9 protein-coding genes are annotated in these 9,810 nt (G+C 68.2%); 5 read left to right on the top strand and 4 right to left on the bottom strand.

Features of this window, described 5'->3' with window-relative positions; genetic code table 11:
* Nucleotides 1–1,076 (top strand): ATP-binding protein (locus AC1DOC_RS07260; protein WP_478129596.1); only part of this gene is annotated, 1,076 nt, incomplete at its 5' end.
* A gap of 5 nt (nucleotides 1,077–1,081) precedes the next feature.
* On the opposite strand, the gene ispF is transcribed toward AC1DOC_RS07260, so the two are convergent.
* Together ispF and ispD are read right to left on the bottom strand one after the other, a co-directional pair.
* Complete coding sequence (gene ispF / locus AC1DOC_RS07255) at nucleotides 1,082–1,576, bottom strand: 2-C-methyl-D-erythritol 2,4-cyclodiphosphate synthase (RefSeq protein ID WP_018905036.1); 495 nt, start codon at nucleotides 1,574–1,576, stop codon at nucleotides 1,082–1,084.
* On the bottom strand, nucleotides 1,573–2,286 hold the full coding sequence (gene ispD, locus AC1DOC_RS07250) for a 2-C-methyl-D-erythritol 4-phosphate cytidylyltransferase (RefSeq protein WP_026284068.1): 714 nt from the start codon (nucleotides 2,284–2,286) through the stop codon (nucleotides 1,573–1,575). Before ispD ends, ispF begins: the two co-directional genes overlap by 4 nt.
* Nucleotides 2,287–2,402: 116 nt before the next feature.
* On the opposite strand from ispD, the gene mfd reads away from it, so the two are divergent.
* The 3 genes from mfd (at nucleotide 2,403) to AC1DOC_RS07235 (ending at nucleotide 7,934) form a co-directional block, all read left to right on the top strand.
* Nucleotides 2,403–5,900 carry a transcription-repair coupling factor gene (gene mfd, locus AC1DOC_RS07245; protein ID WP_478129595.1) on the top strand — a complete coding sequence of 1,166 codons (3,498 nt, stop codon included), beginning with the start codon at nucleotides 2,403–2,405 and terminating at the stop codon, nucleotides 5,898–5,900.
* Nucleotides 5,897–6,610 carry a phosphoserine phosphatase SerB gene (gene serB / locus AC1DOC_RS07240; RefSeq protein WP_018905039.1) on the top strand — a complete coding sequence of 238 codons (714 nt, stop codon included), beginning with the start codon at nucleotides 5,897–5,899 and terminating at the stop codon, nucleotides 6,608–6,610. Before mfd ends, serB begins: the two co-directional genes overlap by 4 nt.
* Nucleotides 6,611–6,866: 256 nt before the next feature.
* Nucleotides 6,867–7,934, top strand: coding sequence for an Ldh family oxidoreductase (locus tag AC1DOC_RS07235; RefSeq protein WP_018905040.1), 1,068 nt, complete (start codon nucleotides 6,867–6,869; stop codon nucleotides 7,932–7,934).
* Between the two features lie 9 nt (nucleotides 7,935–7,943).
* Here the strand turns inward: AC1DOC_RS07235 and AC1DOC_RS07230 are convergent, their stop codons facing one another.
* Complete coding sequence (locus AC1DOC_RS07230; protein WP_012747683.1) at nucleotides 7,944–8,270, bottom strand: DUF6172 family protein; 327 nt, start codon at nucleotides 8,268–8,270, stop codon at nucleotides 7,944–7,946.
* Nucleotides 8,271–8,333: 63 nt separating this feature from the next.
* Here AC1DOC_RS07230 and AC1DOC_RS07225 point away from each other — a divergent pair, with 63 nt between their 5' ends.
* Complete coding sequence (locus AC1DOC_RS07225) at nucleotides 8,334–8,561, top strand: hypothetical protein (RefSeq protein ID WP_012747682.1); 228 nt, start codon at nucleotides 8,334–8,336, stop codon at nucleotides 8,559–8,561.
* Between the two features lie 10 nt (nucleotides 8,562–8,571).
* Here the strand turns inward: AC1DOC_RS07225 and AC1DOC_RS07220 are convergent, their stop codons facing one another.
* The gene (locus AC1DOC_RS07220) at nucleotides 8,572–9,759 is read right to left on the bottom strand and encodes an aminotransferase-like domain-containing protein (protein WP_018905041.1); all 1,188 of its coding nucleotides are present in this window, start codon (nucleotides 9,757–9,759) and stop codon (nucleotides 8,572–8,574) included.
* Between the last annotated feature and the right edge of the window lie 51 nt (nucleotides 9,760–9,810).

The raw sequence follows: 9,810 nt of genomic DNA, 5'->3' as shown, positions 1-9,810 counted from the left end.
ACCAGCGCGTGACCGAGGAGCTGATCGACCAGCTCGGCGAAGGCACCACGGTGGCCAGCCGCGTCAACGACGAGCCGGGCCTGTGGATCGGCTTCACCATCGAGAGCGACACCTACTGGCTGCTGCTCGACCCGACCCGCTTCAGCCGCGTGGGCGGACGCACCTGGCTGGTCTGGCTCAGCACCGCCATGGCGCTGTCGCTGGCCGGCGCGGCGCTGATCACGCGGCTCATCAACCTGCCGCTCAAGCAGCTGTCGCGCGCCACCATGCAGGTGCGCGAAGGCGAATACGAGGCGCACCGGCTCGACGAGAGCGCCCGCACCAACGAGATCCGCGCGGTCAACATCGGCTTCAACCGCATGGCCGACCAGCTCGCCAAGATCGAGCAGGACCGCGCCATCATGCTGGCCGGCATCTCGCACGACCTGCGTACGCCGCTCGCGCGGCTGCGGCTCGAAACCGAGATGAGCGTGTCCGACGAGGACGCGCGCGACCACATGGCGGCCGATATCGCCCAGCTCGACGCCATCATCGACAAGTTCCTCGACTACGCGCGCCCCGACCATGTCGACCCCAAGCCCGTGCTGCTGCGCGACGTGGTCGATGCCTGCACCTACGCCGTGCAGGACTACGAAGAGATGAACATCCGCGTCGACGTGCCGCCCGACCTGCGCGTGCTGGGCGACGAGGTCGAGCTCACGCGCGTGATCTCCAACCTGGTGGAGAACGCGCGGCGCTACGGCAAGACACCCTCCACCGGCATTGCCGACGTGGTGATCCAGGCGCAGTCGAACAACGACGCGGTGCTGATCAAGGTGCGCGACCACGGCGCGGGCGTCGAGCCCGCCCTGCTCTCGCAGCTGACCAAGCCCTTCTTCCGCGGCGACGTGGCGCGCACCTCGGCGGCCGGCGCCGGGCTCGGCCTGTCGATCGTGGCAAAGAACATCGAGCGCATGGGCGGCACCTTTGCGCTCACCAGCACGCCCGGGCGCGGCCTGGCGGCGCACATCCGCATGCCGCGCGCCATGCCCGAGCCGAGGCCGGCGGCGGAAGCGCAGCAGGGCCGGCGGGCCTGAGTCGATCAGCCCTGGCGGTGCAGCAGCACCACCGCGCGCGCTTCCATCGCGCGGCCTTCGCCGACCGGGCCGAGCTTTTCGGCCGTCTTGGCCTTCACGTTGACCTGCTCGGGCGCGAGGCCCAGCACCTGGGCGATGCGCTGGCACATGGCGGGGATGTGCGGCGCCAGCTTGGGCGCCTGCGCAATCACCGTGCTGTCGACGTTGCCGATCTCCCAGCCCGCGGCGCGCACGCGGCGTGCCGCTTCGCCGAGCAGCACGGCCGAATCGGCGCCGCGAAACTGCGCCTCGGTGTCGGGAAAATGCCGGCCGATGTCGCCCAGGCCCGCCGCACCGAACAAGGCGTCGGTGATGGCATGCAGCAGCACGTCGGCGTCCGAATGCCCCAGCAGGCCGGTGGTGTGCGGAACCTCCACGCCGCCGAGGATGAGCTTGCGCCCCGCCACCAGCTGGTGAACGTCCCAGCCCTCGCCCACGCGGATGTTGAACGCGGCCGTCATGCGATGGCCTTTCGGCGGCCGAGCAGCACCGCCTCGGCCAGGGCGAAGTCCTCGGGAAAGGTCACCTTGAAGTTCTGCGCGCTGCCCGGCACCAGCAAGGGCGACAGGCCGATGGCCTCGATGGCGCCGGCCTCGTCGGTCACCGCGTCGCCCGCCCGCTCCAGCGCATCGAGCAGCATGCCGATGCGGAACATCTGCGGCGTCTGGGCCAGCCACTTGTCGGCCCGCGAAAGAGTCTGGGAGACGCGGCTGTCGGCCGAGGAGGCCTTCAGCGTGTCGGCCAGCCGCTGCGCCAGCAGCCCGCCGACGGCGTCGTGCTCGCAGGCCGCGATCAGCGCCTCGATCTGGCTCGAGGTGACGAGGCAGCGCGCCGCATCGTGCACCAGCACCCAGTCATGCGCCCCGGCGCCCTTCTGCCGTAGCGCCGCGAGACCGTTGCGCACCGTGGCGGCGCGCGTGACGCCTCCCACGCGCAGCAGGAATTCGTTGTCGGCCGGAAAGCGCGGCAGTGCGGTCTGAACCTCGCGGTCGTCCGGCGACACCACCACCGCCAGCCCGGCAAAGCGCCCCGCCAGCGCGCGGAACGCAGCCACCGTGTGGGCCACCATCGACGATCCCGCCAGCCGCTGGTATTGCTTGGGCTGGGCGCCACCTGCACGGTGGCCGAAGCCGGCGCAGGGAATCAGCACGAAAAATCGGGAAGAAGACATGGGGTGCGGCACGGGCCAGGGGCCGGCAAGCGGATAAGGGGCCGCCATTCTAGAATCGACCGTCTCATACACCCCTCGCCCCCAGCGCGGGGTGTTCTGCATTTTCTAAGCGTTCCATGGACCTCCCCCACCTCACGGCGGGCAAGCGATTCACGCTGCCGCGTCCTCCTTTGTCGGCCGATGCGCTGCTGCTGGCGCAGCTGGGCATGCGTGAGAAGGCCGCGGGCCGCGCCACCGCGATGTTCACGGCCGATGCCAACGACGCGCAGCGGCTGATCGACGAGATCGCCTTCTTCGCGCCCGAGCTGCGCTGCGCCCTGTTCCCCGACTGGGAAACGCTGCCCTACGACAGCTTTTCCCCGCACCAGGACCTGATCAGCGAGCGCCTGGCCACGCTCTGGCGCATCAGCCAGAAAGAGGCCGACGTGGTGCTGGTGCCCGCCACCACCGCGCTCTACCGGCTCGCGCCGCCGGCCTTCCTGGCCGGCTACACCTTCCACTTCAAGGCCAAGCAGAAGCTCGAGGAATCCAAGCTCAAGGCCCAGCTCACGCTGGCCGGCTACAGCCACGTGACACAGGTGGTGAGCCCGGGCGAATACGCGGTGCGCGGCGGCCTGATCGACCTCTTTCCGATGGGCTCGCCCGTGCCCTTCCGCGTCGACCTGTTCGACGACGAGATCGACTCGATCCGCACCTTCGACCCCGACACCCAGCGCAGCCTCTATCCGGTGCCCGAAGTGCGGCTGCTGCCCGGCCGCGAGTTCCCGATGGACGACGACGCCCGCGCGCGCTTTCGCAGCCGCTGGCGCGAACTGCTCGAAGGCGACCCGACCAAGAGCCGCATCTACAAGGACATGGGCAACGGCGTGGCCACCGCCGGCATCGAGTACTACCTGCCGCTGTTCTTCGACGAGACGGCCACGGTGTTCGACTACCTGGGCGCGGACGCCACCGTGGTGCTGCACGGCGACCTGGAGCCCGCGTTCCAGCATTTCTGGCAGGACACGAGCGAGCGCTACCGCCTGGTGCGCGGCGACCCCGAACGCCCGGCGCTGCCGCCCGAGGCGCTGTTCCTGAGCGCCGAGCAGTTCTACCAGCGCGCCAAGCCGCATGCGCAGCTCGCCATCCGCGGAAACGCCGGCGGCGGCGACATTGCCACCGACACGCCCTACGCCGAGTTCGACAGGCTGCCGCCCTTTGCCGTGGTGCGCGGCGCCGAAGACCCATTGGTCGGCCTCAAGGCCCACATCAAGGCCACGCCCCACCGCGTGCTGCTGATCGCCGAAAGCGAAGGCCGGCGCGAGAGCCTGCTCGACTTCCTGCGCGCCAGCGGCGTGAGCCCGCCGGCCTTCGATTCGCTGGCCGAGTTCGAAGCCTCGGCCGACGAGAAGATCGGCATCGCCACCGCCGCGCTGGCCTCGGGCTTTGCCTGGCGCGAGCAGGGCATCGACTTCGTCACCGAGACCGAGCTCTTCGCCACCGCCCCCACCACGCGCCGGCGCAACAAGAAGCAGGAACAGGTCAGCGACGTCGAAGCGCTGATCAAGGACCTGTCCGAGCTCAACGTGGGCGACCCGGTGGTCCACACCGCGCACGGCATCGGACGCTACCGCGGCCTGATCCACATGGACCTGGGCCAGGGCACCGATGCCGAAGGCAAGCCGCTCTTGCAGGAAATGCTGCACCTGGAGTACGCCGACAAGGCGACGCTCTACGTGCCGGTCTCGCAGCTGCACCAGATCAGCCGCTACACCGGCGTCAGCGCCGACGAGGCGCCGCTGCACAAGCTGGGCTCCGGCCAGTGGGAAAAGGCCAAGCGCAAGGCGGCCGAGCAGGTGCGCGACTCGGCCGCCGAGCTGCTCAACATTTATGCCCGCCGCGCCGCGCGGCAGGGCCATGCCTTCCGCTACTCGGCCGCCGACTACGAAGTGTTCGCCAACGACTTCGGCTTCCAGGAAACCGCCGACCAGAAGGCCGCGATCCACGCCGTGGTGCAGGACATGATCTCGCCCCAGCCGATGGACCGCCTGGTCTGCGGCGACGTGGGCTTCGGCAAGACCGAGGTGGCGCTGCGCGCCGCCTTCATCGCGATCACCGGCGGCAAGCAGGTGGCCTTCCTCGCGCCCACCACGCTGCTGGCCGAGCAGCACTACCAGACGCTGGTCGACCGCTTCGCCAAGTGGCCGGTCAAGGTGGCCGAGATGAGCCGCTTCCGCTCGGCCAAGGAGATCACCGCGGCGGCCAAGGGCCTGGCCGAAGGCACGGTCGACATCGTGGTCGGCACGCACAAGCTGCTCTCGCAATCGGTCAAGTTCAAGAACCTGGGCCTGCTCATCATCGACGAGGAGCACCGCTTCGGCGTGCGCCACAAGGAGGCGATGAAGGCCATGCGCGCCGAGGTCGACGTGCTCACGCTCACCGCCACGCCGATTCCGCGCACGCTGGGCATGGCGCTCGAGGGTCTGCGCGACCTGAGCGTGATCGCGACCGCGCCGCAGCGGCGCCTCGCCATCAAGACCTTCGTGCGCAACGAGGGCACGGGCGTGATCCGCGAAGCCGTGCTGCGCGAACTGAAGCGCGGCGGGCAGGTGTACTTCCTGCACAACGAGGTCGAGACCATCGWGAACCGGCGCCAGAAACTCGAAGAGATTCTTCCCGAGGCCCGTATCGCCGTGGCCCACGGCCAGATGCCCGAGCGCGAGCTCGAGCGCGTGATGCGCGACTTCGTGGCGCAGCGCTACAACCTCCTGCTGTGCTCGACCATCATCGAGACCGGCATCGACGTGCCGACCGCCAACACCATCGTGATGAGCCGCGCCGACAAGTTCGGCCTCGCGCAGCTGCACCAGCTGCGCGGCCGTGTCGGGCGCTCGCACCACCAGGCCTATGCCTACCTGATGGTGCCGGACACCGAGGGTCTGACCAAGCAGGCGGCGCAGCGGCTCGACGCCATCCAGCAGATGGAAGAACTGGGCTCGGGCTTCTATCTTGCGATGCACGACCTGGAAATCCGCGGCACGGGCGAAGTGCTGGGCGAGAACCAGAGCGGCAACATGATGGAGATCGGCTTCCAGCTCTACAACGAGATGCTGAGCGAGGCCGTGCGCGCGCTCAAGGCCGGGCAGGAGCCCGACCTGCTCGCGCCGCTGTCGGTCACCACCGAGATCAACCTGCACGCGCCCGCCCTCCTGCCCGACGACTACTGCGGCGACGTGCACCTGCGCCTGTCGTTCTACAAGAAGCTGGCCACCGCGAAGACGCCCGAGCAGATCGACACCCTGCTCGAAGAAATCGTCGACCGCTTCGGCAAGCTGCCGCCGCAGGCGCAGACGCTGATCGACACGCACCGGCTGCGCGTGCTCGCACGGCCGTACGGCGTGGTGAAGGTGGATGCGGCGCCGGGCGTGATCCACATCACGTTCAAGAAAGACCCGCCGGTCGACTCGATGGCCATCATCCATCTGATCCAGAAGAACAAGCACATCAAGCTCGCGGGCAACGAGAAGCTGCGCATCGAGCGCGAGCTGAAAGAGCCCAAGGAGCGTGCGCAAATGGTGCGCGACGTGCTGCGCAGCCTCGGACAACCGATCGTCAAGGAACCCGCCCCCGCATGAGCGCAATCACAGAAATCTCCCCCGGCCTCGTCATCCAGCGCGTGAAGCCGCCGCTGAAGCTGGCCGACTTCAAGCTGATCGCGTTCGACATGGACTCGACGCTGATCAACATCGAATGCATCGACGAAATCGCCGACGCGGTCGGCAAGAAAGCCGAGGTGGCCGCGATCACCGAAGCCACGATGCGCGGCGAGATCAAGGACTTCAAGGAAAGCCTGCGGCGGCGCGTGGCGCTGCTGAAGGGCGTGCCGGTCGAGGCGCTGCAGCAGGTCTACGACGAGCGGCTGAAGCTCAATCCGGGCGCGGCGGAACTGGTGGCGGCCTGCAAGGCGGCCGGCCTCAAGGTGCTGCTGGTGTCGGGCGGCTTCACCTTCTTTGCGAACCGCGTGAAGGACCGCCTGGGCATTGACTTCGCACGCTCCAACCTGCTCGACGAGGCCGATGGCAAGCTCACCGGCCAGGTGGTGCAGCAAAGCTGGGGCGACATCTGCGACGGCGCCGAGAAGCGCCGCACGCTGCTCGAGGTTGCATCCCTGCTCGGCATTTCTCCGCAGGAAGCCATTGCCGTGGGCGATGGCGCGAACGACCTGCCGATGATGGGCGAAGCCGGCCTCTCCGTGGCCTACCACGCCAAGCCGAAGGTGCGCGAGCAGGCCATGGTGGCGATCAACGAAGGCGGGCTTGAGCGGCTGTTGGAGCTTCTGGAGTGACTCTTTGCCTCGCGTTGTGTTTGACGTGATTTGTTCAGGGCGCTGGTTGATCAGCGGCACACCGGCAGCGTGCCCTGGTGCACAGGGCATCGGGTGCTCCCCGCAGCGAAATCAAGGAGGAGGCCGCAGGCCGGGGGACATTCGCGGAGGGGAGTACCCGGTGGCCTGTGCATGCACCCCGAAAAACCGCCCGAACCAACCCACGCACATCAAAAACACAAGCATCCCGCAACAATCAGCTTGATGGAGACATGACATGACCGACACCACCGCCCCCCTCTACCGCGCCGAGGCGCTCCAGGACTACGCCAGCGCCCTGCTGCAGAAGGCCGGCCTCGCCGCTCCGATGGCCGACAGCGTCGCGCGCACCCTGGTCGAAGGCGACCTGCTGGGCCACGACACGCACGGTCTCGTGCTGCTGGCCGGCTATGTGAAGGAACTCGAATCCGGCGGCATGACGCGGGAAGGCGCGCCCGAGGTGCTGTCGGACCGCCCGGCCGCCGTGCTCTGGGACGGCAAGCGCCTGCCCGGCCCCTGGCTCATGGACCAGGGCATGGACCTGCTGGTTCCACGCGCCCGCGAACTCGGCACCGCCTCGCTCGTCATCCGCCGCAGCCACCACATCGCCTGCCTCGCCGTCTACATGCTGCGCGCGCTCGAGGAAGACATGCTGATGCTGCTCGCCTGCTCCGACCCCAACACCGCCAGCGTCGCGCCCTTCGGCGGCACGCAGGCCGTGTTCACGCCGAATCCGCTGGCCATGGGCTTTCCGCTCTCGCAAGGCGGCGTGATGGTCGACATCTCGGCCTCCATCACCACCAACGGCATGAGCAACCGCAAGCGCGCCGCCGGCGAAACCTTTGCGGAGGAATGGCTGATCGACGCCGCCGGCAAGCCGTCGAACAACCCGCAGGTGCTGTTCGACCAGCCGCCCGGCACGCTGCTGCCCGCGGGCGGACTGAGCCATGGGCACAAGGGCTACGGCATGGCGCTGCTGGTCGAGACGCTGACGGCCGGCCTCGCCGGACATGGCCGGGCCGATCCGCCCGAGGGCTGGGGCGCGACGGTGCACGTCACGCTGCACGATCTGCATGCCTTCGGCGGCAAGGAAGCCTTCCTGCGCCAGATGGACCATGTGGCGGCGCAGTGCCGCAACAACAGGCCGATCGATCCGGCCAGGCCCGTGCGGCTGCCGGGCGAAGGCGGCCTGAAGCGCCGCGATGCGCAGTCGAAGAACGGGGTGCGCCTGCACCCGTCGATCGCGCGGTCGCTGCAGGATGCGGAGCAGCGCCACGGCCTGCGCCTTGCGCAGGCGCTGCTCTGAGATAGCGGGCTAGATTTCTTCGGGCGGCTCTTCTTGCGCCGGCTCCCCGGCTGCGCGCGGCTTGCGCTTGCCGGGCTTGGCGACGACCTCGACGTAGAACTGCTTGCCGCCTTCCTTGGCGATGCCGTCGATCAGGCCCGTGATGGCCGACAGGTGCACGGCCTCGGCGGTTTCTTCGGAGGTGCCGAACCTGCAGTCGAAGTCCCAGAAGTCCGCGCCTTCTGGCAGGACGCGGCGGCGCTCGCGCTTGATGTACTTGCGGATCTCGTGCTTGATGGCTTCGAGGAGTCGGTCGGGGTGCTTGCCCTCGACCTGAAGCTGAAAGGTTTTTCTCATGGTCGATCCTAACCCGCGGCCTGTGTACAGTCGGCGGTGGTTCAAACGAAAGCAGGTGAAGACATGGCGCGCGCAAACGACTGGGCAAGCAAGGTGATGGCATTGGTCAACGGCGGCAACGCATCGGCGGCCATCGCGCAGATCAAGGTCGCACCCTCGGTCAAGGACCTGAAGGCGCTGCAGACCATCATGACGCTATCGAAAATGAAAGGCCGCTATCCGAACGTGGATGCGGCCATTGCGGACAACCTCGCGCTGCTGGCGGCGCCGCGCCTGCACCGCTCGCCCTGAGCCGGGAGGCCTACAGGGCCTGGCCCAGGCGCTTCACGCCCTCTTCGATCTTGGCCACGTCGGCCGTCGCAAAGCTCAGGCGCAGCGTCGCGACATCGGGCTTCTCCGCAAAGAACGGCGCCCCGGGCACGAAGGCCACGAGCTTCTCGATGGCGCGCTTGGCCAATTCGTTGGCATCGGCCAGCTTGCCGTTGGCGCCCGTGAGGCGGGCCCAGAAGAACAGGCCGCCCTGCGGCTGCGTGAAGCTCACCGCATCGCCCAGCTCGCGCTCGAGCGCCGCGCCCATGGCCTGCGCGCGCTGGCCGTACACCTCGCGCACGTGCGCGAGCGTGGCCGGCATGCGGCCGCTCTTGAGGTACTGCGCGGCCGTGGCCTGTGAGAAGGTGCTGGTGTGCGCATCGCTGAACTGCTTGCACATCGTCGCCTTGGCCAGCAGTTCGGCCGGCGCGATCATCCAGCCGATGCGCAGGCCCGGGCTCAGCACCTTGCTGAGGCTGCCGCAGTGCGCGAGCAGCTCGCGGCTGCCCGGCACGTCCTTGGCCAAAGCCAGGATCGAAGGCGGCGGCGCTTCGCCGAAGTAGAGGTCGCCGTAGGGGTCGTCCTCGACGATCAGCGTCTGGTACTTGACCGCCAGCTCGAGCACCTTCTTGCGGCGCTCCAGACTCAGCATGGCGCCGCTCGGGTTGCCGAAGGTGGGAATCAGGTAGACGAACTTCGGCTTGTGCTCGGCGATGAGCTTTTCGAGCTCGTCGGTCTTCACGCCGTTGGCATCGATGGGCGCGCTGATGAGCTGCGCGCCGTAGAGGCGGAAGCACTGGATGGTGGCCAGGAAGGTCGGGCCCTCGACGATCACCTTGTCGCCGGGCGAGATCATGGTCTTGCCGAGCAGGTCGAGCGCCTGCTGGCTGCCGGTGGTGACGATCAGGCCGCTCGCGTCCACGTCGACGCCCTTGGTCTTCATGAAGGCAGAAAGCTGCGTGCGCAGCGGCTCGTAGCCTTCGGTGGCGCCGTATTGCAGCGCGCCGCCGGGCTCCTCGGTCAGCGCCTTCTGGCTCGCCTCCTTCAGGCCCTCCACGTCGAACATGGCGCTGTCGGGGAAGCCGCCCGCAAAGCTGATGATGCCGGGCTTGCCCAGCAGCTTGAAGAGTTCGCGGATGGCGGAGGTTTCGACGTTGTCGAGGCGGGAAGCGAATTGCATGGGAAGTCTCACTTTCTGGGTCGCTATTGTGGCGAAAGTGCGGCGGCGTGC

The organism is Variovorax sp. 01T439_2, assembly GCF_056398445.1.
This window is presented reverse-complemented; position numbering and strand designations above follow the sequence as displayed.